Here is a 23,269-nt window from a genome sequence, read left to right as displayed (position 1 = left end):
GACGATGGCGAAGAGGTCACACCCGTTCCCATACCGAACACGGAAGTTAAGCTCTTCAGCGCCGATGGTAGTAGGGGGCTTCCCCCTGTGAGAGTAGGACGTCGCCGGGCAAAGGCCATCCCCTGTGGGGGGTGGTTTTTTTTGTGTTTTCAGGATTTTAGAACGAATGGTAGAACTTGCGAGGATGATACAGGAAAGCAGTATTTCATGTGAGAAATGCGTTGATTGCTTGTTCCGCGGAGGGCTTTCCGTTGTTGGCATGCTTGTCGCGCTGCATGCACTTGACAAACTAAGGGGTAATTTTAGGTGAAGCTGTTTTTAAGGAGATTAATCTGAGTTCTTGGTATTTATGCGGCGTTTGTGGAGAATATGCCGCGAATGAAGCGTTTATGAGCCGTTTACGGGGAGTATGCGCCATTTTAGAGAAGTATGCTGTGATTGAGAAATTTATGCGGCGTTTGGCCGAAGTATGCGTTGTTATGAGTACATGTCTTATTCTCTTTACGACAATTGGCTAGCGATCTACAGTTTCCCTCCACAAGCACCCCGTTAAAGTGTCAAAACCCATTTGGCGCGATGGGGATTGTTTATTTGAAGATATCTCCCGCGGTTATTTATTCAAAAAGGATTATTCACTTCAAATTGATTAGCAGGCTCGTTAACGTTCAATGCTGCTAGAAATGCCCTACATACTTGGCAAGAACTCCTCAACTCTTAAATCGCCGCATACTTGTGCAGATTATAGCATACTGGCTTAAAACGCCGCATACTTGTGTAAATCACCACATACTGGTTGAAAACGCCGCATACTTGTGCAGATCACAGCATACTGGTTGAAAACGCCGCATACTTGTGCAGATCACAGCATACTTGTGCAAATCGCCGCATACTCGTGCATATCTCGGCAAACTTGCTTGAAACGCCACATACTTGGTAAGAACTCGCTATTCGTTGCATTCCCCGCAAAATCCCGGCTATTGGAATCCTCTCTTAAATCATTCAAAAGGTATTTTTTGCAATGAGTTTCAAGTTGAATTATTGTTGATTAATAAGAGAGAAGAGAGGAAATGATAAGTATGGCTAGGGTATATGATTTTTCGGTGGAAAAACCGGATGGGACGCTGCAGTCTCTAAAGGACTATGAAGGTTCTGTAATTGTTGTCGTGAATACGGCTAGTAAATGTGGGTTTACGGATCAGTTTAAAGAGTTGCAGCAGATTTACGATGATTATCGGGATAAAGGACTTGTGATTCTTGGGTTTCCTTCAGATAACTTCAATAATCAGGAGTTCGATTCGATGGATGAGACGTTGGCGTTTTGTGAGCGGAATTATGGTGTGACGTTTCCAATGTTTAAGAAGATGGATGTGAAGGGGGAGCATGCTGCTCCGTTGTTTGCTTTCTTAACGAGTGAGAAGAAGGGATTGTTGACGGAAGGGATTAAGTGGAACTTTACGAAGTTCTTAATTGACCGCGAAGGAAATGTTGTGGATCGTTTTGCTCCGCAAACGTCCCCGGATAAAATGAGGGCAGTAATTGATAAGTACATTCAGTGAATAATAGGAATTCTTTTTCTTATTAGGGCCTCCTTGACACGTCTGATTGCCGCTGATAACCTTTTAATAATATTCACGTGTAGACTAAGTTCATACTAGGAGGAAACGATATGTGGGAAACTAAATTTACTCGCGAGGGATTAACCTTTGACGATGTTTTACTTGTGCCTGGTGCTTCTGAAGTGTTGCCGAAGGATGTGTCCCTATCTGTTAAGTTGACAGAGAAAATGACGTTGAACATTCCGATTATTAGTGCAGGGATGGATACTGTTACTGAGGCGAAAATGGCGATTGCGATGGCTCGTCAAGGTGGATTAGGGATTATTCATAAGAACATGAGCATTGAAGAGCAAGCAGAGCAAGTTGTAACGGTTAAGCGATCTGAGAATGGTGTTATTACTAATCCTTTCTTCCTGACGCCGGAACACCAAGTTTTCGATGCTGAACATTTGATGGGCAAGTATCGTATTTCGGGTGTGCCTATTGTTAACAATATGGACGAGCGAAAATTGGTCGGGATTTTAACGAATCGTGATTTGCGTTTCATTCAAGATTATTCAATGACAATTAATGATGTCATGACGAAGGATAATCTTGTGACGGCTCCTGTTGGCACGACGTTAGAGGATGCAGAGAAGATTTTGCAGAAGTATAAAATCGAAAAATTACCGATTGTCGATGAGCAAGGGATTTTGACAGGTTTAATTACAATCAAAGACATTGAAAAAGTCATTGAGTTTCCGAATGCGGCAAAAGATCAGCAAGGTCGCCTACTTGTAGGGGCAGCTGTAGGTGTGACGTCGGATACGTTGGTACGTGTACAGAAGCTTGTTGCGGCTGAAGTAGATGTTATCGTCATTGATACAGCGCATGGTCATTCCAAAGGAGTGCTTGAGACTGTTGCACAAATTCGAAAGGCTTATCCAGATTTGGATATCATCGCTGGAAACGTTGCAACGGCTGAAGCAACAGCGGCACTCTATGAAGCAGGAGCAGATGTCGTAAAAGTCGGTATCGGTCCTGGGTCAATTTGTACGACTCGCGTTGTTGCGGGTGTAGGTGTACCACAAATTACAGCTGTTTACGAGTGTGCTTCTGAAGCACGTAAGCATGGCAAAACGATTATTGCAGACGGTGGAATTAAATACTCGGGCGATATCGTAAAAGCTCTTGCTGCAGGTGGACATGTTGTGATGCTCGGTAGTTTGCTCGCAGGTACGACTGAAAGCCCTGGCGATACAGAGATTTTCCAAGGTAGACGTTTCAAAGTGTACCGCGGTATGGGTTCTGTTGGGGCGATGGAGCATGGTTCAAAAGATCGTTATTTCCAAGAAGATGCGAAAAAACTTGTACCGGAGGGAATTGAGGGTCGTATGCCGTACAAAGGGCCTCTTTCTGATTCGATCCATCAATTAGTTGGTGGGATTCGTGCAGGTATGGGATATTGTGGAACGAAGGATCTACATGAATTACGTGAAAAAGCGCAATTTATTCGTATGACGGGTGCGGGGCTTCGTGAAAGTCATCCTCATCAAGTTCATATTACAAAAGAAGCGCCGAATTACTCGATTTCATAATAAATTGGAAGTATTCATATGAAACTTCAGCACCTTTTCAGCCGTCATGATATGAGCGAAAAGGTGCTTTTTTTAGAGGAGTCCCTAAAAGAGTTCATCTTGTGATAAAATATGAAGTGGAAAAATGCAATGACGGAGGTAGTTGGGTGAAACGGGAAATGAGAAAATGGGTTGCTTTACTGATCATACCAGTTGTCTTCATGATGACGATCAATATCGCGCCTGCACAAGCAGAAACGACACTAGGCATTCATGTTGATGGTGCCATCTTAATTGACGCGGACAGTGGCAAGATTTTATACGAAGAAAATGCAGACACACCACTCGGCATTGCAAGTATGTCAAAAATGATGACGGAATACCTTCTATTTGAAGCAATCGAAGAAGGAAAAATTAGTTGGGACCAAGAATACAGAGTAACGGACTATACATATGCAGTTTCTCAAGACAGACGACTGAGTAATGTACCGCTCCGTAGAGATGGTTCGTATACAATCCGTGAGTTGTATGAAGCGTTAGCGATTTACTCGGCAAATGCTGCGACGATTGCAATTGCTGAAACGATTGCAGGGACAGAAACAGAGTTCTTGAAATTAATGGACGAAAAAGCAAAAGAACTTGGTTTAAAGGACTATAAATTTGTAAATTCAACGGGCTTGAACAACGAATACTTACAAGGGATGCATCCGCAAGGAACAGGACCGAATGATGAGAATGTCATGCCGGCGAAGTCTGTGGCACGCCTTGCATTCCACTTAATGAAAGATTATCCAGAAGTGTTGGACACAACAAAAATCAATTCAAAAATATTCCGTGAAGGTACGACGGATGCAATTAAGATGGACAACTGGAACTTCATGCTTCCAGGGTTTGTGTACGCCTATGAAGGTGTAGACGGTTTGAAAACAGGTACAACTGACTTTGCAGGGCATTGTTTTACAGGTACTGCAAAACGTGGTGACAAGCGTGTAATTGCGGTTGTCATGAAAGCTGTGGATGCCAATGGTGTTGGTTCGTACAAAGCAAGATTTGACGCGACACGTGCATTGTTTGACTATGGATTTAGTCAATTCTCAGAAGAGGAATTGCTGCCAGCTGGTTATCAGTTTAAAGACCAAAAAACGCTAGATGTGCATAAAGGAAAAGAGAAGACTGTAGCAATTGAAGTGAAGGATTCCATTCAATCGATGATCAAATCGAGTGAAAAAGATCTGTATGAACCACAATTGGTACTGGATGAATCATTGCTTAAAGATGGTGCTCTTGAAGCGCCGATTAAAAAAGGAACAGTTGTAGGACACGTCAATATTGTTAAAAAAGAGGGCGAGGACTACGGCTATATCAATGCAAATGATATGGGCATGGAAGTCGTTGTTACTGAAGATGTAGAGAAAGCTGGCTGGTTTTCACTAACGATGAGTGCAATCGGTGATTTCTTCGTCGGCATTTGGGATAGTGCGACTGGCTTTGTAAAAGGTTTGTTTGATTGATGATAAGAAAACCGCGTGGAATCTAAATGCGTTCCATGCGGTTTTTTTTGATTAAAGACTAACAACGTTTGATGTGCCAAGCGTTCATTAGTTGTTCAACAGCACTGCATATGTCCGTATCTGTCAATCCGCCAAAGCCAATTAGGAAGGAAGGGGTATCGCTTGTTGTTGCCGTCCGGTATGCTCGTAAACCGTAAACACGGATGCCTTTCATGAGCGCAGCTTTTTCTAACGTCTGTTCATCTACTCCGGTATGGACATTGATGAGAATGTGCATACCTGCTTCATCTCCTGAATAGGAAATATGAGGAGCATATTGTTGGAGCGCATCGGTTAATAATTGCAATTTCCGCTTGTACACTTTCCGCATACGGTTCAAATGTTTCGAGAAATGACCATCCGCCATGAAACGCGCGATTGTATGTTGGTCAAGTCGCGGGACAGTGGACGAATAGTGGATGAATGCTTTTTCATAGTTCTCCAGCAATATTTGTGGTAGCACCATGTACGCGATTCGCAAAGAAGGCATGAGTGATTTTGAAAACGTACTGATGTAAATGACATTGTCCGCTTTGTCCATGCCTTGTAACGACGGTATCGGGCGGCCAGTGTAACGGAATTCACTATCGTAATCATCCTCGATGATGAAATGATGCTCATTTGAGGATGCCCAATTCAATAAGGTAGTTCTACGTCCTGCAGAAAGCACTGTACCGGTCGGAAATTGATGGGAAGGGGTAACGTAGGCGACTGTTGCAGATGATCGTTGTAACGCTTGTACGTCCATTCCTTCTTCATCTACAGCAATCGGTATTGCTTCCCGATTATTATGAACGAACACATGATGTGTAAGTGGATAGCCTGGATCCTCAATGGCATACGTTGCGTCTGGACCTAAAAGGCGGATGAGCAACGGCATGAGTTGTTCGGTACCTGAACCGACAATAATTTGTTCAGGCGTGCAATCGACCCCTCGGGAGTGATACAAATACTTCGCAATCTCTTGTCGAAGTTCTAGATCCCCGTGTGGATGGCCAAGCAATAAAAGGTGCTGTGCCGATTCATCGATGACATCCTTGGCATATTTTCGCCACTGTGTGAATGGAAAATACGCCGTATCAATCTTCCCAGGTGAAAAATCAATGACTAGTTCTTTTTGACGTTGCTGTACGTTCGTCAAAGCTTGCTCAACCGGTCGAACATATGCCAACTCTCCAATTTCCTGCACAAAATAGCCTCTTCGTGGTTTCGATGTAATAAAACCTTCTGCAACGAGTTGCCCATACGATAGCTCAATTGTCGTTTGACTGACATCTAAAAACTCTCCAAGTTTCCGTTTTGATGGTAATTTTTCACCTACAACCAATTTCCCGTCAATAATCCCCTCACGTATTTGCTCGTATATTTGTTCATATAAGGGGATGTTGTTTTCTTTATTTAATGTAATTAACAGCATATCCATGAAATCCACCTCTATCTGACCACTTTAAATAGTACTAAACTGAGTATTTCTATATGGTCATAATCTAGTATACTGAAAAATATGAAAAGGGGGAAGGGAATTATGGAATTTACATATGGTGGCGTCATTATGGATGTTATTAATGCAGAGCAGGCAAAAGTGGCAGAGGCGGCAGGTGCAATTGCAGTAATGGCACTTGAACGTGTTCCGTCTGATATACGTGCTGCAGGTGGAGTGGCACGAATGGCGGATCCACGCATTGTGGAAGAAGTTCAAAAGGCAGTTTCGATTCCTGTTATGGCGAAGGTGCGTATTGGTCATATTTCTGAAGCACGTGTGTTGGAAGCGATGGGTGTCGATTTTATTGATGAGAGTGAAGTGCTTACACCTGCAGACGAAGAGTTCCATTTATTGAAGAGCGACTATCAAGTTCCATTTGTCTGTGGAGCTCGTAATCTTGGTGAAGCCGCACGTCGACTAGGCGAGGGTGCAAAAATGCTCCGAACTAAAGGGGAGCCTGGAACGGGGAATATCGTAGAAGCAGTTCGACATCTTCGTATGGTGAATGCGCAAGTGAATAAAGTCATTCATATGAGTAATGATGAATTAATGGTGGAAGCGCGCGATTTAGGTGCACCTTATGAGATATTACTTGCGATCCGTGAAGCAAAACGTCTGCCAGTTATTAATTATGCGGCAGGCGGGGTTGCAACGCCTGCCGATGCAGCATTGATGATGGAACTAGGTGCAGATGGCGTCTTCGTCGGATCGGGCATTTTTAAATCGGATCATCCTGAACGTTTCGCACGTGCAATTGTTATGGCGACAGAAGATTTTAGAAACTATCCGCTCATTGCTGATTTGTCGAAAGATATCGGAACCCCAATGAAGGGACTTGAAATTAGCAAATTGGCGGAAAGTGAATTGATGGCTGGGCGTGGCGTTTAAGGTTAAGCAAATGGGAACTGTATGTTCAAGAAAGGCTGGAGCAAGTAGTTGTTGCTCTGGCTTTTCTTGAATCTTTTTTTGTGAGTAGCCGTAAAGGTAGTAAAGTTTGGGAGCTGAGGGGTATGAAGAAGATTTTCTCAGTAAAATATTTATTGCAATCCATTAACTCAAAGGACACGCTCAAATTCGGTGATGACGAAGACGTTTTTGAAGAAGTGATTGTTTTAGTCAAGGCGGATGAGAAAGATCATGCGAGGCAACGTGTCATCGGACAGTATGAAGAACTTACGTATGAAAATGCGGCAGGTGGAACGACGACATGGCGATTTGTAACGGTCTTGGATTGTTTTGAATTAGTCGATAACATAGAAGGGGACATTGACTTTCAGGAAGTGTATAGCCGATATATACTAGTCGAACCGGGGACGACAGCGGAAGAAGTGATTCGGGATTATTCGTTGGATAAATGATAGATTGTACGAAGAATGTTCGTTCATTACATGCATAAAGAGACGGGTAATGAGGTAGTTACCCGTCAGTCAGGAGCAGGTCTGGTATTCTACATGGAGACAGGAGGTTATCGCATGACGGAACAACTAAAAGTGTTTGATGTAGACTATCGATATATTGGTGAGGAGACGAGAGAGAATGTCCATGAAAAAGGTTTATGGCATGAGACTTTTCATTGTTGGTTGATGGATGAAGCGGATGTGTATATTCAAAAGAGAAGTTCAAAGAAGAAAGACTTCCCGGGTTTATTTGATATTACTGCGGCGGGACATTTGCTTGCGACTGAAAATGTAACGGACGGAACACGCGAAGTTGAGGAAGAGTTGGGGATTAACGTAGATCCTGCAAAGTTGGTGCAAGCGGGGGTTGTTCGCGATGTTATTGAACTTCCTAGCTTTATCGATAAGGAATTTGCGAATGTATTCTTGTACAAATCAACTTTTTCACCGACGGATTTTTCATTGCAAGATGAGGAAGTAGAAGGAATTTATACGGTTGGAATTAGCGAAATCAAAGCATTGTTTCGGAATGAAAGCAAAGTCGTTACGTGTAAGAACTTGAGGGACGGAACATTATCGGAAATAACTCTCAATGATTTTGTTCCACATGAAACAGGATACTTTCACAAGGTTGCAGAGATGTTGGAACATCAATTAATGATAAGGTATAATGGGTTTCAATAATGTGTTAATACTAAATACATGTACTAATCTATAAAAATGTTAGAATAAGCTAAACAGCTACATTAAGCGGATGGGCGGTTGGCACTCCCTGAGAAAGGGGGTGTTTATATGGTGACATATGACGCAATGAACATGCTATTCCAATTTGGAATGTTTCTCGCAGCAGCGGCAGCAGTCATTGTAGCGATAATTGCTCTATTCATCAATAGAAAAAAGTAACCACCCTCCGCAAACGTCCAAAGTATGCAGGGTAGTTACTCTTTTGTAAAAACTCTCGTATTACAGGCCAACCGCATTTCATGCGGATGTCAGCTGCACAGACTAGGTGTTAGCAGCACCCGATCTTTTTTAGTATATCTTCACATTACCACAATTATGCTGATATTACACTTGTTTAACCGCTATAAATTATTGTATTAGTCTTTTGTTGCTAAAACATTCAGTATGTAGTACAGTAATGTTAATTTCATACATCAGACGATGATGGGAAGCAGTAGCAAGTATGTTTTTTCGTAGAGAGCCAGCGGGTGGTGAAAGCTGGTAAAGACACTTGTGAATCCGTCCCTGAGTAGCCGGGTTGAACGAATAGTAGGCCTAGCCGGACATTGAACCGTTATTTCAACGAGTGGATCAGCTTTACGGCTGGTCAATTTGGGTGGCAACGCGGGTAGTTCTCGTCCCTATTATAGGGGATGGAGGGCTTTTTTTGTGTCGGAAGATTGTCGTCAACACTACATTTAGAGGAGGAATAAACGATGTTGGATATTAAGAAGTTACGTGCAGATTTCGATGGCGTAAAAGAAAAGCTTGCGAAACGCGGAGAAGATTTGACGGACTTAGATAAGTTCGTCGGTCTCGATGAAAAACGGAGAGAATTGATTGCGAAAGTGGAAGTGCTGAAGGCAGAACGCAATGAAGTATCTCAAAAAGTGGCACAAATGAAACGCAACAAGGAAAATGCGGATGAGACAATCGCTCGTATGCGTGAAGTGGGCGATGAAATTAAAGCGCTAGATGAGCAATTGCATCAAGTCGAAGAAGATTTGAATTATGTCATGATGCGTATCCCGAACATTCCGCATGAAAGTGTTCCTGTCGGCGACAGTGAAGACGACAACGTTGAGGTTCGTACATGGGGTGAGAAACCGGAATTCGGATTTGAACCAAAGCCACATTGGGAAATTGGAACAGAATTGAATTTGCTTGATTTTGAACGTGCAGCGAAAGTGGCGGGAAGCCGTTTCGTGTTCTATCGTGGATTAGGTGCTCGTCTTGAGCGAGCGTTAATTAGCTTCATGTTGGATTTACATGCGGATGAACATGGCTATGAAGAAATGCTACCACCATACATGGTCAACCGCACAAGCTTGACGGGTACGGGTCAATTGCCAAAGTTTGAAGAAGATGCGTTCCTCATTCAGGAAGAGGATTATTTCTTAATTCCAACTTCTGAAGTGCCTGTAACGAACTTCTATCGCGATGAGATTCTGGATGGCGCTCAATTGCCTGTGGCGTTTACAGCGTACAGCACAAACTTCCGTTCAGAGGCAGGATCTGCAGGGCGGGATACACGTGGATTAATTCGCCAGCATCAGTTCAATAAAGTCGAGCTCGTCCGTTTTGTAAAACCGGAAGATTCTTATGATGAATTGGAAAAACTGACAGGCCATGCAGAAAAAGTATTGCAACTACTTGGCTTGCCATACCGTGTGTTAAAAATGTGTACAGCGGATCTTGGGTTTACAGCTGCGAAAAAATACGATATTGAAGTGTGGATTCCGACGCAAGAGACGTACCGTGAGATTTCTTCTTGTTCAAACTTTGAAGATTTCCAAGCTAGACGTGCATCAATCCGTTTCCGTCGTGAGCAAGGCGCGAAACCTGAATTCGTTCATACATTGAATGGAAGTGGCCTTGCAGTGGGGCGTACTGTCGCTGCTATCCTTGAAAATTACCAACAGGAAGACGGCTCTGTTGTCGTTCCTGAAGTATTACGTCCGTACATGGGTGGCAAAGAAGTCATCCGATAAGAATAACAGTAAAAGGCAATGCGGAAGTTCACTCGACTTCCCGCATCGCCTTTTTTTGTGCTTTTTTCTTTTCCCGTAATGCACGGAAAAATTGGGTAAGCATGTTTCCGCATTGATCTGCTAGCACGCCTTCTGTCACTTCACACACGTGGTTAAACCGAGGGTCATTCAATAAACGATAAAAAGAATCGACACAACCGCCTTTTGGATCACGTGCGCCATAGACAACACGCGGTATTCGAGACTGAAGAATAGCACCTGCGCACATCGGGCACGGTTCAAGCGTGACATATAATGTGGTCTCTTCCAACCGCCAACTGCCAACTGTTGCACATGCATCTTGTATTGCCATCAGTTCCGCATGGGTGACGGCATTTTGAGAGTTTTCTCGCAAATTATGGGAACGCGCAATGACTACGCCGTCTTTTACAATGACGGCTCCAATCGGAACTTCCCCTAATGCCTCAGCTTTCTGCGCTTCTTCTATTGCTAATTGCATGAAATGTTGATCTGTCGTCCACTCATCCATCTGTCATCGCTCCTCGTATGTAGTGTACCATCCTTTTATTCAAAACTTGAACGGAAATGTTGCTGGGATCATAGAACGATTCCGAACCATTGTACAGCGGACTTGTAATAGAACTGGAAACGCTCTATGTTTCACAACCCCTATATGGTAAAATAAAGTGCAGAAATTGACGAATTAAAGGAGAGCATTGTAATGTCTGTTCCGTTTATTACGGTTGAGGGGCCGATTGGTGTCGGGAAAACAACTCTCTCAAAAGCGATCGCTGAAGCACAACAGTTCCACCAGTTACGTGAAATCGTGGATGAAAATCCATTTTTGAATAAATTTTATGATGATATTGCGGAATGGAGTTTCCAAACCGAAATGTACTTTCTCTGTAATCGATATAAGCAACTGGGCGATATTCAAAAGAAATACCTTAGCAACGAGCAGCCAGTTGTGGCGGATTATCATGTATTTAAGAACTTGATCTTCGCGCAACGTACATTACCTGCGGAAGAATATAAAAAATATGAAGAGATTTATCATATTTTAACGAGGGACAAGCCTGCTCCGAATGTTATTATTTATCTTCATGCATCTCTGGATACGCTTATGAAGCGGATTGAAATGAGAGGGAGAGATTTTGAGAAGAAAATTGATCCTGCTTATTTGCAACAATTATCGGCTGACTACGAAGTGTTCATTTCAAACTTTGAAGCGGCTCATCCAGATATACCTGTCCTACGCTTCAATGGGGACGAAATCGATTTTGTGAATGATGCAGGCGATTTGCAATTTATTTTAAGCAAAGTTGATGAGACGATACGAAAAGGAGCAAAGCAATGAATTTACGTGAAAAATACGGCATTCCGAAAAACGCGGTCATCACAATTGCCGGAACAGTTGGAGCGGGTAAGTCGACGATGACGAACGCGTTGGCGAACGCTTTGGATTTCCGTACATCTTTAGAAAATGTCGATGAAAATCCCTATTTGGACCGGTTTTATGATAATTTTGAGCAGTGGAGTTTCCATTTGCAGATTTATTTCTTAGCTGAAAGGTTCAAGGAGCAAAAGCGGATTTTCGAGTATGGCGGCGGTTTCATACAAGATCGCTCAATCTACGAAGATACGGGGATCTTTGCGAAAATGCATAAAGATAAAGGGACGATGGATCCAGTCGATTACGATACATATACGAAGTTGTTCGACGCAATGGTCATGACGCCATATTTCCCACATCCTGATTTACTTGTCTATTTGGATGGTCCATTTGAAACGATTCTTGCGCGTATCCAAGAGCGCGGACGCGAAATGGAACAAGATACACCGCTTTCTTACTGGGAAGAGCTGCATAGTAGGTATGTAGAATGGATTGATTCGTTTAATTCATGTCCAGTACTGCGAATTGATATTACCGATTATGATTTAAAAGCGAATCCTGAAGAAGTGGAAGCGATTGTAGAGCGGATTGGTAATATGTTGAACTTGTCGGCGGGATTGAAGAAGTAGGGACAACAAAACCGTGTGAAATCAAGGGAGAAATCTTGATTTTACACGGTTTTTTGTTGATAGCATGTGTAATTCATCTTCTATAAAGACGAGATCCGTTGTAGTTCCTTCACGAACGTCTCCACTTTGTCAATAAACGTTTTCCAATCAGTTGACATCGTCATGTTCATGCCGATTCCGATGTTTTGTAACTCTGCTTGCAATGCTTCAAAGTCCTTTCTATCACTTTCAGACACATCACTGAATGTATACAATTCATCATGCGGATACCTTGCCAGTGCAGCGTAAAGATGCTCCATTAGCAACCTCTCCTCGTTAGAAATCCATTTTGCATATTTGGCACTGCTTGTGGCCACCTCGATACCATTTAACACGGCACTCAATTGTGTCGTAACTAAATTGGGTTCAGACCAATTATTTTCTTTTTGTTGTTCAATCAACCCGTCCAATTCTACAAGTTTATACTGAACTTCCGTGTAAAAGAGCTGTTCATTCATCAAATTAACGGTTAAATACCCCCAGACGAGCGCAATGACGAATACAATGTTTGCTATTATCGAACTAACTAAAAGAACTTTGTACTTCTTTTTCAAAAGGTTCTTCATCTCCTTTTTGCCTAGCTTGAGGTGTAATGGAATAGAAGGTTGCTACTGCTAAGCAGACGTGTTTAATCCTCTGTATAGTAAATTCTGTTAATTACTATTGTATGCTATAGTCGTTTATTAATCTAGATGCATATGTGAAGAATTAAGAGGGTGTTATGCTGGAAACGGCGGAGTTTATGCGGCGTTTGGAGGGCGTATGCTGAGTTCTGTGGCGTTATGCGGCGTTCGGAGGAGATATGCTGAGATCGACGGAGTTATGCCGCGTTTTGAGGGAATATGCTGAAAAAGAAGGAGTTTGTATGCATATAGTATAGTAGATAGAAGAAAACAAGGGACACGGAGGTGTCCCTTGTTGCTTATAGCTGTACAGTTGATTGTACAAAGAATTCTTTGTACAACTCTTTTAGAATTTTCGTTTCGTCGTTTTTCTTCACGCCGAACACTAAACTGACTTCTGAAGATCCTTGGTTGATCATTTCAATATTACAACCTGTGCGTGCGATGGCAGATGCTGCGCGGGCTGCAAGTCCAGTTGTATATTGCATGCCTTCTCCGACAAGGACAATCATGGAGTAGTCGTGTTCTACGATGACAGCATCCGGTTCGAGTTCTTGATGGATACGCGCTACAATCTTTTTCTCTTTCTCCTCAGGCAAATAGCGCGTGCGGATGATGATGGAAAGATTGTCGATGCCTGACGGTGTATGCTCGTAGGAAATCTCTTCTTCTTCAAAGATTTGAAGGAGTCTGCGGCCGAAGCCGATTTCCAAGTTCATTAAGTATTTATCCACATAAATCGTTGTAAAGCCACTGTCTGCTGCGATGCCGATTACTTGTTGCTCATTGTAGTCACGTTCTTTGACGATCAACGTTCCAGGGGCACTCGGGTTATTCGTGTTTTTAATGCAAACAGGAATGGACTTTAGAAAAGCAGGGATTAGCGCTTCGTCATGGAAGACTGAGAAGCCAGCATAGGCCAGTTCCCGCATTTCACGATACGTCATTTTCTCAATCGCAACGGGGTTTTCAATGACCGTTGGATTTGCTGCGAAAACAGAGTCGACATCTGTGAAGTTTTCATACAGTTCCGCTCCAGTGGCAGCTGCAATGATTGAACCTGTGATGTCGGAACCGCCACGGTTGAATGTACGGATGGTGCCGTCGTTTGTATACCCGAAAAATCCAGGGAAGACGATAATGCCAGGTAGGTCCCGAAGTTTGGCAAGACGCTCATCGCCTTCAGGGAGTGCACGGACGCGTTCAGGTCGGTCGCTGACGAGCAAGCCGCCTTCTTTTGGACTGACATAATGGGATTCCATGCCGAGCAACTGGAAGTAAGCGGCAATCATTTTCGCGTTATTATCTTCACCGGCTGCTTTTAATCTATCCATATATAAAAGAGTATCTACTTTATCCTTGGCGAGACGATCACGTAGATCCGTTTCAATTTCCTCAATGATTGCGCCGTCAAGGCCGAGTTCTTCGGAAATTCCACGGAACCGATCGACAACGGCAGACAATGCTTGTTCAGTATCTTCGTTTGCCAACGCTTTGTTTGCAAGCTGGATGAGAAGATCCGTCACTTTCGTATCATCGGAAAAACGTTTACCAGGTGCAGAGACAACTACAATTTTACGGTTACTGTCAGAGGTGACGATGTCGACCACTTTTCGAATTTGATCGGCTGTCGCAACGGATGTGCCGCCGAATTTACACACTATCATATTCATCAGATCCAATCTTTATTAAAGTGACAATTGCATGATATATTGAACTTTACCATAAAAGGGGTTGTTATTGAAAGTGTAATTCTCTATAATGTCCTTATGCAAAGAACGAATGTATTTTTATAGTGTACATAGAGTGAGGGGAATCGTCAATGAAAAGTGAAATTACAATTGGGTTACTCGGACTCGGCGTTGTTGGAGGCGGTGTAGCCACAATTCTACACGAACACCAAGACGACCTGAACCATAAATTGGGGGTTCCCGTAAAGATAAAAAAAGTATTAGTGAAAGATGCTACGAAGAAAAGAGATACTTACTTAGCACAGGAAATGTTTACAACTGATTTGGATGAATTAATAGAAGACCCATCCATTGATTTAATTGTCGAGGTCATTGGTGGAGCAACCGAAGCAAAACAAGCGATTGAACGCGCACTACGGGCTGGAAAAGGCGTTGTTACGGCAAACAAAGATGTCATGGCAGAATCAGGACTTGAATTGTTGAAGTTAGCAGATGAAAATAAGTGCGATCTATTCTATGAAGCGAGTGTCGGAGGTGGTATTCCCCTAATCCGAACGCTTGAAGATGGGCTTGCGTCTGACCGGATTACTGCGTTAACAGGCATCGTGAACGGAACGACGAACTTCATCCTCACGAAGATGAAGCTCGAAAAGAAATCGTATGAAGAAGCACTGGCCGAAGCGACAGAACTTGGATTTGCTGAAGCAGATCCTTCCGCGGACGTCGACGGCATTGACGCGGCAAGAAAAATGGCTATTCTTGCGTCACTAGCATTCTCTACAGATGTGCATCTAGATAACGTTTTTGTACGCGGTATGGATGTCATTCAAGAGGGCGATTTGGAACTTGCTGAGCAATTCGGCTACACGGTGAAAATGGCGGGATCAGCGAAAAAGGACGAAGATGGGATTGAAATTTCCGTGGAACCGGTATTCATTCGCAATGCACATCCACTTGCTTCCGTGAACAATGAATTCAATGCAGTTTACGTGTACGGGGATGCAGTCGGTGAAACGATGTTTTACGGCCCAGGAGCAGGTTCATTGCCAACAGCGACATCTGTTACTGGAGACATTATTGCCGCTTGCCGGAACCTATTGCTAGGGGTCAACGGAAGAAGAGTACATGCCCCTCAGCATTCATGCAAAGCGAAAAGCGATGACCAAATTATCGGTCGGTACTTCCACCGTATTTCAGTGAAAGACAAAGTCGGCGTGTTGACGCATTTATCTTCAATTTATAGCAATCACGGTGCGAGTTTGGCAACCGTCGTCCAACCGGAAGGCAACCAAAACGGTGGAGTGGACCTTGTCATGATTACACACCAAATCTCACGTCAACAGCACAAGGACATCATGCAAGCATTGCAAAACGTACCAGAAGTAAACAAAGTCGTAAGTTACTACCGAGTGGAGGGCGAAAATAAATGAGAAGATGGAATGGACTTTTAGAAGAATATAAAGAATGGCTACCTGTGACAGACAACACACCTGAACTCACGCTACAAGAAGGAAACACGCCCCTCATTCATTTGAAAAACCTATCCGAACAATGGGGCGTCAACCTATACGTCAAAACGGAAGGGACAAACCCTACAGGCTCTTTCAAGGATCGCGGCATGGTGATGGCAGTCGCTAAAGCGAAAGAGGAAGGCAAAACCGCGCTCATCTGTGCCTCTACGGGCAATACATCCGCTTCAGCAGCAGCTTATGGCGCTCGCGCAGGGATGCGGACAATCGTCGTCATCCCGGAAGGACGGATTGCACTTGGTAAACTAGCGCAAGCAAAAATGTACGGAGCAGAGATCGTTGCAATCGAAGGCAATTTCGATGAAGCGCTTCGGATGGTGCGTGAAGTAGGTGAAGGCAAGATTGCACTCGTCAATTCCGTCAATCCGTATCGTCTAGAAGGACAAAAGACGATTGCCTTTGAAACAATAGAGCAACTAGGAAAAGTTCCAGACATTTTTGCATTGCCAGTAGGGAATGCGGGGAACATTTCAGCTGCTTGGAAAGGTTTCAAGGAGTACGACGCGAAAAAAGGTTCAGGAACGCCTAAATTACTAGGTGTGCAAGCGGATGGTGCAGCACCGATCGTTTATGATCGTGTGTTTGATCAACCGGAAACGATTGCGACTGCGATCCGTATCGGTAATCCTGCCAGCTGGCATTTAGCAACTGCGGCATTAGAAGAATCTGAAGGGGCAATCCTTTCAGCAACCGACGAAGAGATTTTAGAAGCATACAGTTTACTTGCGGCGACAGATGGTGTCTTTGCTGAACCTGCTTCTTGTGCAACAATTGCTGGCATTAAGAAACAACTCGATGCAGGGCTAATTGAAAAAGGGACGACGATTGTCGGTGTGTTAACTGGAAACGGCCTGAAAGACCCTGAAACAGCAATCCAAGTGAATGAAGGGAAACCTTTCTTGTCGACTGAAGAATTTCATGCATTCTTAAATGACGTAAAGGCAGGCGTCAACTAATGGAAGCGCCGATGTTTTCGGTTGCTGTTCCTGCTACGACAGCAAATATTGGACCGGGCTATGATAGTGTCGGAATGGCGTTGGCTTTGTATATGACGGTTGCTGTTACCGCTTCTCACGCATGGGCTGTACATTATGACGGTGAGGAGTATGCAGGGCTTGCGACCGGGACCGATAATTTAATCGTCCAAACGATTCAAGATGTGGCGGCGCGACATGGTAAAGAAGTCGAGCCGCATGTTTTGCAAGTACATTCCACTATTCCTTTAGGAAAGGGGCTTGGGAGTAGTGCAACAGCTATTGCAGCAGGAATTGTTATTGCGGAAAGATTGCTAGGCGTCACTTTTACTTCCATTGAAAAAGCACGTATAGGTAGTGAACTTGAAGGGCATTCCGATAACGTCACTGCCGCGTTACTAGGCGGAGTGACCGTAACCTACTACACAGAAGATACGATGGAAGTCATTCAATTACCGAAACCGTCGATCGGGGCTGTTCTTCTCGTACCGCCACAAGCATTAAAAACCGAAGAATCTAGAGGCCTTCTACCACTTGAATTGTCTCATTCTGAAGCGGCGGCTGGGAGTGCTGCGAGCAATATGCTCGTCACGGCCATTGCGACAGGCGACTGGGAACTGGCAGGTCGCATGATGGAGAAAGACGTTTTCCACGAACCGCACAGAAAGCGACTATTTCCTTCGTTTGATGAAATTCGTACGGTGTGCCATTCACTTGGAGCGTATGGAATGACAATTAGCGGAGCAGGACCTTCGTTGTTTGTGGCAGTAAAAGACGGGGAAGAAACGGTCATCGCTCAGAAATTAAAGGAGCAATTCCCTTACTATCAAGCGATCGCTTTGCAACCTGCTGAGGAAGGCGCAAGGGTACTAGAACGAGTTTAAAGAAGTAAAGGGTGCTTATGTACATCATTCATAAGCACCTATAGTTTAATAAATGAAAAACGCCTGACCGTTCAAGCCGGTCAGGCATTTTTTATTGTTTCAGATGAAATTCATTACAACGTAACAAATTTCATTTCCAATTTATGCGCGATATAAAAAATATGGCGGAGGAAGAGGGATTCGAACCCCCGCGGGCTTTAACACCCCTGTCGGTTTTCAAGACCGATCCCTTCAGCCGGACTTGGGTATTCCTCCGTGTTGGACAAGTAATAATTTATCACGTTCTTAAAAAGGTGTCAACCATTATTCTTAAGTTTTTCTTTTCTTCGATGAAACATGCGCCATACATAGTATCCGGCTAGTCCGACAGCCTGAATGGAAGCCGCATAAATGTTCTTCGAATCAGCATTCGAAAACAGAATGATGAGAAGTGCAAATAGAAAACTTGGTGCTACCAAGATCACATACATTTTGACTTCGGGATTCCGAAAACTTAATTCAAATTCTTTCACATAGTCACAGCCTTTCTGTAAATTCTAACAGTTATACAAAAGGAGTACAAATAACACTTAATGTATGTGGAATAAATAGTTTCAGGTCTGTTGATTAACCACTTACTTACAAGTGGACTCCTTGAACCTAAGACGATAGGAGGGAGATAGAGGGAGTAGGTTGATTTTTCGTCAGAAATCTGTATAATAGTAAATGCCGTGCTAGGTGGGGAGGTAGCGGTGCCCTGTAACTTGCAATCCGCTCTAGCAAGACTGAATTCCTTTTCTGAGGCTGTCCGCATGTAGGGCCTGCCTCTTGCACGTAGTGTTGACGTCTGGGTCCTGCGCAATGGGAACCCATGAACCATGTCAGGTCCGGAAGGAAGCAGCATTAAGTGGACTTTCTCATGTGCCGCGGGGCAGCCTAGGCTGAGCTGTCGACAAGAGTAACGCTTATGTGCGGCAGTCGAAGGAAGGTGCACGGCATTTACATATGTCTATCCAACTCGTCCGTTTATCGGTCGGGTTTTTTCTTTGTCTTCATGTTAAATAGGAATCTTTTTAAAGCAGGCCGATCCAGTTCGTGTTTTGAAACAGAACCTGAATGCCATACTTGTAGTATTAATACGCAATTGAAGTCCCTAGTATACTGGTAGAGGAATTCGCAAACAAATCCTTGGAATCCACAGGACGACGAAGCGCTTTATTGAATGCATCTATGCTATAATACATACTATGAGATTTGTCATGGAAGGAGGGGGAATAGTGGCGTATCAAGCTTTTTATCGTGTTTACAGGCCACAGTCGTTCGGTGAGATGTCGGGACAGCATCATGTCAAACAGACATTACAAAATGCACTTCATCACAATAAAACATCGCATGCGTATCTTTTTTCAGGTCCTCGGGGAACAGGGAAAACAAGTGCCGCAAAGGTGTTTGCAAAAGCGTTGAATTGTGAGAATGGCCCGGCAAAGGAACCGTGTAATGAATGTCCAACGTGTAAAAGCATTACTGAAGGTTCTAATACGGATGTCATCGAATTTGACGCAGCATCAAACTCACGTGTCGAAGAAATTCGGGACATTATCGAGAAAGTTCGATTTGCGCCTTCTAATGCCCGATTTAAAGTGTACATTATCGATGAGGTGCACATGTTATCGAATTCAGCATTCAATGCGTTGCTGAAAACGTTGGAAGAGCCTCCTCCGCATGCAGTGTTTATTTTAGCCACAACCGAACCGCATAAATTGCCGTTAACAATTATTTCACGTTGCCAACGTTTTGACTTTAAGCCGATTACGTCAGCGGAAATTGTTGATCGGATGCGACAGGTGTTGGATGATGCAAGCATTGAAGCGGATGAACTTGCGCTTAAAGTGATTGCACAAGCTGCTTCAGGTGGAATGCGTGATGCGTTAAGTATGCTTGATCAGGTAGCTTCTTTCAGTGGGGAGCGTTTAACAGCGGAAAGTGCGTTGCTTGTAACAGGGTCTGTCGGCGAAGATATTTTCTACCAATTGGCAGAAGCGCTTTTATCGAAAGAGGCAGCAACAGCTTTGACACTACTCGATCGACTCATCGCTGAAGGGAAGGACGTATCGAGGCTGGCAGAAGATTTGATAACGTTTTTCAGAGATCTTCTTCTATTAAGAACGGCCCCGAATTTAGAAGATCTTCTAGAGTTAATTTCAAACGATGAACGATTCGTTTCGATGGCACATGCATTTGAAGCGGAAATGTTATATGCATTTATTGATATCTTGTCAAAAACACAGCAAGAAATGCGGTTCTCGAATCATGCGAAAGTATATATTGAATCTGCATTGTTAAAAATGATTCATCTCGATAATTCTGGTGGACAGTCACAAGGCGGTAGCGCAACAATTGATCCGCAGTTGAATCAGAAAGTAGAAAGTTTGGAAAGGCTCGTCGCTGAACTACAACAACAATTGGCAGAAGGCGTTCGTCCAACTGAAGGTTCCGTTGCACTAGCACAACCAAAGAAAAATGCATCGAAATCTTCGCAGTCATTCAGAATACCGACGGGTAAGATAAATGAAGTACTTAAAGGTGCGACACGTAAAGATATACAAGTCATTCGTGAAGAGTGGGCAGGGATGATGCATACAATGCAGCGATCCCATTCAGCACTTCTAGAAGAAACTGAACCGGTGGCGGCATCTGACAACGCTTTTGTGTTAAAATTCAAGTATGAAATTCATTGCCTCATGGCTTCAGAAAATACGTCACTCCGATCAGGGTTGTCAGCTGCTTTACTTGCGAAAACTGGTAAAGCATACGACGTCGTATACGTCCCGGAAGACGGCTGGTTAAAGGTGAGAGAGGAATTCATCCGTAATAATGGGCTCTCCAAACAATCAGATGACTCAGAGCATCCAACTGAGGATGACCAAAGTGCTCAGGACGAGATGCCTTCCTTTATGCAGGAAGCAGTTGAGCAAAATACGGATCCACTCGTCGCGGAGGCGGAAAAGATGTTTGGCAAGGAATTCATAACTGTACATGATGATTAATTGAAAAAATGAGGAGGAAATGACAATGCGTGGTATGGGAAATATGCAAGGTATGATGAAACAAATGCAGAAGATGCAAAAGAAGATGGCGGAAGCTCAAGAGGAATTAGCTGAAAAGCGTCTCGAAGGTGTAGCCGGTGGCGGTATGGTAAAAGTAATCGTTTCAGGTCAAAAAGAGGTACTTGAAGTTGTAATCGATCCATCAGTAGTGGATGCTGAGGACGTTGAAATGCTTCAAGACCTAGTAGTAATCGCAACAAATGATGCGATGTCAAAAGCGGAAGAACTAACGAACTCCACAATGGGGCAATTCACGAAAGGATTGAACCTACCTGGAATGTTCTAGGAGGAACTATTATGCACTATCCTGAACCGATATCCAAATTGATCGATAGTTTTATGAAGCTGCCAGGTATCGGCCCGAAAACAGCGGGCCGACTGGCGTTTTTTGTGTTAAGCATGAAAGAAGATACAGTGCTCGATTTTGCGAAAGCACTCGTAGATGCAAAGAGAAATCTGCGTTTTTGTTCGGTCTGTGGGCACATTACGGATATTGATCCGTGCCACATTTGTCAGGATCAATCCCGCAACCGTACGATGATTTGTGTCGTTCAAGACCCGAAGGATGTAATTGCCATGGAAAAGATGAGAGATTACAACGGGTTGTACCATGTGTTACATGGTTCCATTTCTCCAATGGATGGAATCGGGCCTGAAGATATTAACGTCCCTTCATTGTTAACAAGACTACAAGATGAAGAAGTACAAGAATTGATACTAGCAACGAATCCAACGATCGAAGGCGAAGCAACAGCGATGTACATTTCCCGTCTCGTAAAACCATCAGGCATTACGACGACACGGATTGCACACGGTCTTCCAGTTGGAGGAGACTTGGAATACGCAGATGAAGTGACATTATCTAAAGCATTAGAAGGTCGTAGGGAATTATAGGGGGTCAACGTCCATGTTTGGCCGTAAAAGAAAACTAAAAAGAGAATTCGACGATTGTCTTCGAAACTTGTTGCTTGAAACGAAAAGCGACTGGGAACAAGCAAGAGAGATAGAGCACTACTTGAATGATTATGATGAAGATGTAATTGTTCGCAGGAAAATAGCAGAAAGTAAATACTTTCATTTATTCAAAGAAGCAAAAGAGCGAGCGCTCCGAGTCGAGCGATGAGAAACAAGTTGTTGTCATAAAGCCGTGATAATTGTTTTGGGAAACGCATAGATTGGACTACTAGTCGAAAGGAGCGTTTCCCATGAAAATAATTGGTGTAGCAGTAATTGGCGTTATTCTTTTATCGTTATTGATGTTGGATAAAAAACAAATTGCTAAAGCTACTGAAAAACTGTCGATCTTTTGGTTCCGATTGGCTTTTGCTTTTCTAGCGCTATTTATCCTGAACATTGCTGGTGGTTTTGTAGGTATCTATTTTCCTGTGAACATTGCTTCAGGGTTCTTGTTAGCCATTTTAGGTATACCAGGTTTTGCAGCTTTGTTTGCATTTGCAGTGTTTTTGTAACGATTCTTCTATAATAGAAAGAAGAGTACTGCATCGTTTGAGTATGGATTTCCGGCTGAACAAAGGAGACAAGTTGCGTAGATTCGATTCAGCCGTGGAATCACTAAAAGTATTGATGATACAAACTCAAGATTATGTACTGTCTAGCCTATATAACTATAGCTACTTACTATTCTTAGTCATGTACGTAGATGAAGGTTGGTCATCGGTATGTTAAGGTTTACTAGTTTGCTTACGTGGACAAGCGTTGTGAAATATGTGAGCAGTATATAGAAGGAAAAAGAATTTAAATAAAAGTGTTGCATTCTAAAATATACGGTGGTATAGTAGATAACGTTGCACTTCCGATAAACGAAAACGACTTGAAAACAGGTTGAAAAACTTTTTTGAAAAAGTTGTTGACATCGAAATGAGCAACATGGTATTATATAAAAGTTGCTTCTGAACGAAGCGGCTGAACATGAACCTTGAAAACTGAACAGCAAAACGTCAACAAATAAAGTTCTGAAGCCGACTTGTCGGCGAACGAACAACTCGAATTTTCGGATTCGAAATTGACATCTTAAATGATGTCAGCAAGAAATGAGCTATTCATTTTCTTCTTTTATGGAGAGTTTGATCCTGGCTCAGGACGAACGCTGGCGGCGTGCCTAATACATGCAAGTCGAGCGGATTGAAGGGAGCTTGCTCCCTGAT

At 43.3% G+C, this 23,269-nt stretch carries 23 protein-coding genes, 1 tRNA gene, 2 rRNA genes, 1 other RNA gene and 1 other annotated feature; of the genes, 21 read left to right on the top strand and 6 right to left on the bottom strand.

From position 1 onward, the window contains the following. From rrf to QT711_RS19045, 4 genes are all read left to right on the top strand, one after another. Positions 1-110, top strand: a 5S ribosomal RNA gene (rrf, locus tag QT711_RS19060); the annotation flags it as partial. Between the two features lie 966 nt (positions 111-1,076). Beyond that, positions 1,077-1,556: a glutathione peroxidase gene (locus QT711_RS19055; protein ID WP_317946831.1), complete on the top strand. Its 480-nt coding sequence runs from the start codon at positions 1,077-1,079 to the stop codon at positions 1,554-1,556. Positions 1,557-1,666: 110 nt separating this feature from the next. Next, the gene (gene guaB, locus QT711_RS19050) at positions 1,667-3,133 is read left to right on the top strand and encodes an IMP dehydrogenase (RefSeq protein ID WP_317946830.1); all 1,467 of its coding nucleotides are present in this window, start codon (positions 1,667-1,669) and stop codon (positions 3,131-3,133) included. 158 nt (positions 3,134-3,291) lie between these two features. Beyond that, positions 3,292-4,623 carry a serine hydrolase gene (locus tag QT711_RS19045; RefSeq protein ID WP_317946829.1) on the top strand — a complete coding sequence of 444 codons (1,332 nt, stop codon included), beginning with the start codon at positions 3,292-3,294 and terminating at the stop codon, positions 4,621-4,623. Positions 4,624-4,681: 58 nt separating this feature from the next. Here the strand turns inward: QT711_RS19045 and pdxR are convergent, their stop codons facing one another. Then, positions 4,682-6,085 (bottom strand): MocR-like pyridoxine biosynthesis transcription factor PdxR, encoded by a 1,404-nt coding sequence (gene pdxR / locus QT711_RS19040; RefSeq protein ID WP_317946828.1) that lies wholly within the window; start codon positions 6,083-6,085, stop codon positions 4,682-4,684. Between the two features lie 81 nt (positions 6,086-6,166). Here pdxR and pdxS point away from each other — a divergent pair, with 81 nt between their 5' ends. The 5 genes from pdxS to serS all read left to right on the top strand — a co-directional run bounded on the left by pdxS (position 6,167) and on the right by serS (position 10,256). After that, positions 6,167-7,033 (top strand): pyridoxal 5'-phosphate synthase lyase subunit PdxS, encoded by an 867-nt coding sequence (gene pdxS / locus QT711_RS19035; RefSeq protein WP_398296404.1) that lies wholly within the window; start codon positions 6,167-6,169, stop codon positions 7,031-7,033. A gap of 122 nt (positions 7,034-7,155) precedes the next feature. Further along, positions 7,156-7,503, top strand: a complete 348-nt coding sequence (locus QT711_RS19030) for a DUF4288 domain-containing protein (RefSeq protein ID WP_317946826.1) — start codon at positions 7,156-7,158, stop codon at positions 7,501-7,503. A gap of 114 nt (positions 7,504-7,617) precedes the next feature. Further along, the gene (locus QT711_RS19025; protein WP_317946825.1) at positions 7,618-8,226 is read left to right on the top strand and encodes an NUDIX hydrolase; all 609 of its coding nucleotides are present in this window, start codon (positions 7,618-7,620) and stop codon (positions 8,224-8,226) included. Positions 8,227-8,334: 108 nt separating this feature from the next. Further along, on the top strand, positions 8,335-8,445 hold the full coding sequence (locus tag QT711_RS19020; protein WP_317946824.1) for a putative holin-like toxin: 111 nt from the start codon (positions 8,335-8,337) through the stop codon (positions 8,443-8,445). A gap of 252 nt (positions 8,446-8,697) precedes the next feature. Continuing rightward, positions 8,698-8,911, top strand: a binding site (T-box leader). Between the two features lie 70 nt (positions 8,912-8,981). Next, positions 8,982-10,256, top strand: coding sequence for a serine--tRNA ligase (gene serS, locus QT711_RS19015; protein WP_317946823.1), 1,275 nt, complete (start codon positions 8,982-8,984; stop codon positions 10,254-10,256). Positions 10,257-10,284: 28 nt separating this feature from the next. Here serS and tadA read toward each other — a convergent pair whose 3' ends face one another. Beyond that, positions 10,285-10,785, bottom strand: coding sequence for a tRNA adenosine(34) deaminase TadA (gene tadA, locus QT711_RS19010; protein ID WP_317946822.1), 501 nt, complete (start codon positions 10,783-10,785; stop codon positions 10,285-10,287). A gap of 192 nt (positions 10,786-10,977) precedes the next feature. Here tadA and QT711_RS19005 point away from each other — a divergent pair, with 192 nt between their 5' ends. Both QT711_RS19005 and QT711_RS19000 read left to right on the top strand, forming a co-directional pair. Then, positions 10,978-11,613 carry a deoxynucleoside kinase gene (locus tag QT711_RS19005; protein WP_317946821.1) on the top strand — a complete coding sequence of 212 codons (636 nt, stop codon included), beginning with the start codon at positions 10,978-10,980 and terminating at the stop codon, positions 11,611-11,613. Beyond that, positions 11,610-12,278 (top strand): deoxynucleoside kinase, encoded by a 669-nt coding sequence (locus tag QT711_RS19000; protein ID WP_317946820.1) that lies wholly within the window; start codon positions 11,610-11,612, stop codon positions 12,276-12,278. Before QT711_RS19005 ends, QT711_RS19000 begins: the two co-directional genes overlap by 4 nt. A gap of 80 nt (positions 12,279-12,358) precedes the next feature. Here QT711_RS19000 and QT711_RS18995 read toward each other — a convergent pair whose 3' ends face one another. Continuing rightward, positions 12,359-12,871, bottom strand: a complete 513-nt coding sequence (locus QT711_RS18995; RefSeq protein WP_317946819.1) for a hypothetical protein — start codon at positions 12,869-12,871, stop codon at positions 12,359-12,361. 368 nt (positions 12,872-13,239) lie between these two features. Then, entirely contained in the window at positions 13,240-14,607 is a 1,368-nt protein-coding gene (locus QT711_RS18990) for an aspartate kinase (RefSeq protein ID WP_317946832.1), read from the bottom strand. Between the two features lie 155 nt (positions 14,608-14,762). Here QT711_RS18990 and QT711_RS18985 point away from each other — a divergent pair, with 155 nt between their 5' ends. From QT711_RS18985 to thrB, 3 genes are read left to right on the top strand one after another with little or no spacing between them, the layout of a single operon-like run. Continuing rightward, on the top strand, positions 14,763-16,061 hold the full coding sequence (locus QT711_RS18985) for a homoserine dehydrogenase (protein ID WP_317946818.1): 1,299 nt from the start codon (positions 14,763-14,765) through the stop codon (positions 16,059-16,061). Further along, positions 16,058-17,116 carry a threonine synthase gene (gene thrC, locus QT711_RS18980; protein WP_317946817.1) on the top strand — a complete coding sequence of 353 codons (1,059 nt, stop codon included), beginning with the start codon at positions 16,058-16,060 and terminating at the stop codon, positions 17,114-17,116. Before QT711_RS18985 ends, thrC begins: the two co-directional genes overlap by 4 nt. Beyond that, the gene (gene thrB / locus QT711_RS18975) at positions 17,116-18,018 is read left to right on the top strand and encodes a homoserine kinase (RefSeq protein WP_317946816.1); all 903 of its coding nucleotides are present in this window, start codon (positions 17,116-17,118) and stop codon (positions 18,016-18,018) included. The genes thrC and thrB overlap by 1 nt, the downstream gene beginning before the upstream one ends. A 162-nt stretch (positions 18,019-18,180) precedes the next feature. Here thrB and QT711_RS18970 read toward each other — a convergent pair. Both QT711_RS18970 and QT711_RS18965 read right to left on the bottom strand, forming a co-directional pair. Then, positions 18,181-18,273: transfer RNA gene (locus QT711_RS18970), tRNA-Ser, on the bottom strand. Positions 18,274-18,314: 41 nt separating this feature from the next. Continuing rightward, positions 18,315-18,488 carry a hypothetical protein gene (locus tag QT711_RS18965; RefSeq protein ID WP_317946815.1) on the bottom strand — a complete coding sequence of 58 codons (174 nt, stop codon included), beginning with the start codon at positions 18,486-18,488 and terminating at the stop codon, positions 18,315-18,317. Positions 18,489-18,726: 238 nt separating this feature from the next. Here QT711_RS18965 and ffs point away from each other — a divergent pair. From ffs to QT711_RS18930, 7 genes are all read left to right on the top strand, one after another. Beyond that, positions 18,727-18,993: signal recognition particle sRNA large type (ffs, locus tag QT711_RS18960), an RNA gene on the top strand. Between the two features lie 281 nt (positions 18,994-19,274). After that, entirely contained in the window at positions 19,275-21,044 is a 1,770-nt protein-coding gene (dnaX, locus tag QT711_RS18955) for a DNA polymerase III subunit gamma/tau (protein ID WP_317946814.1), read from the top strand. A 25-nt stretch (positions 21,045-21,069) separates the two neighbouring features. Further along, the gene (locus QT711_RS18950; protein ID WP_317946813.1) at positions 21,070-21,390 is read left to right on the top strand and encodes a YbaB/EbfC family nucleoid-associated protein; all 321 of its coding nucleotides are present in this window, start codon (positions 21,070-21,072) and stop codon (positions 21,388-21,390) included. A gap of 11 nt (positions 21,391-21,401) precedes the next feature. Further along, a complete protein-coding gene (gene recR, locus QT711_RS18945; RefSeq protein ID WP_317946812.1) occupies positions 21,402-21,998 on the top strand; it encodes a recombination mediator RecR in 597 nt (198 codons plus the stop codon). Between the two features lie 13 nt (positions 21,999-22,011). Beyond that, positions 22,012-22,227: a YaaL family protein gene (locus QT711_RS18940; protein ID WP_317946811.1), complete on the top strand. Its 216-nt coding sequence runs from the start codon at positions 22,012-22,014 to the stop codon at positions 22,225-22,227. A gap of 82 nt (positions 22,228-22,309) precedes the next feature. Next, entirely contained in the window at positions 22,310-22,573 is a 264-nt protein-coding gene (locus QT711_RS18935; RefSeq protein ID WP_317946810.1) for a pro-sigmaK processing inhibitor BofA family protein, read from the top strand. Positions 22,574-23,176: 603 nt separating this feature from the next. Further along, a 16S ribosomal RNA gene (locus QT711_RS18930) occupies positions 23,177-23,269 on the top strand; the annotation flags it as partial.

This window comes from Sporosarcina saromensis, from assembly GCF_033253735.1.
Lineage (GTDB): Bacteria > Bacillota > Bacilli > Bacillales_A > Planococcaceae > Sporosarcina > Sporosarcina saromensis.
The sequence above is the reverse complement of the archived record's forward strand: the minus strand, read 5'-3'. Positions and strand labels throughout refer to the sequence as shown.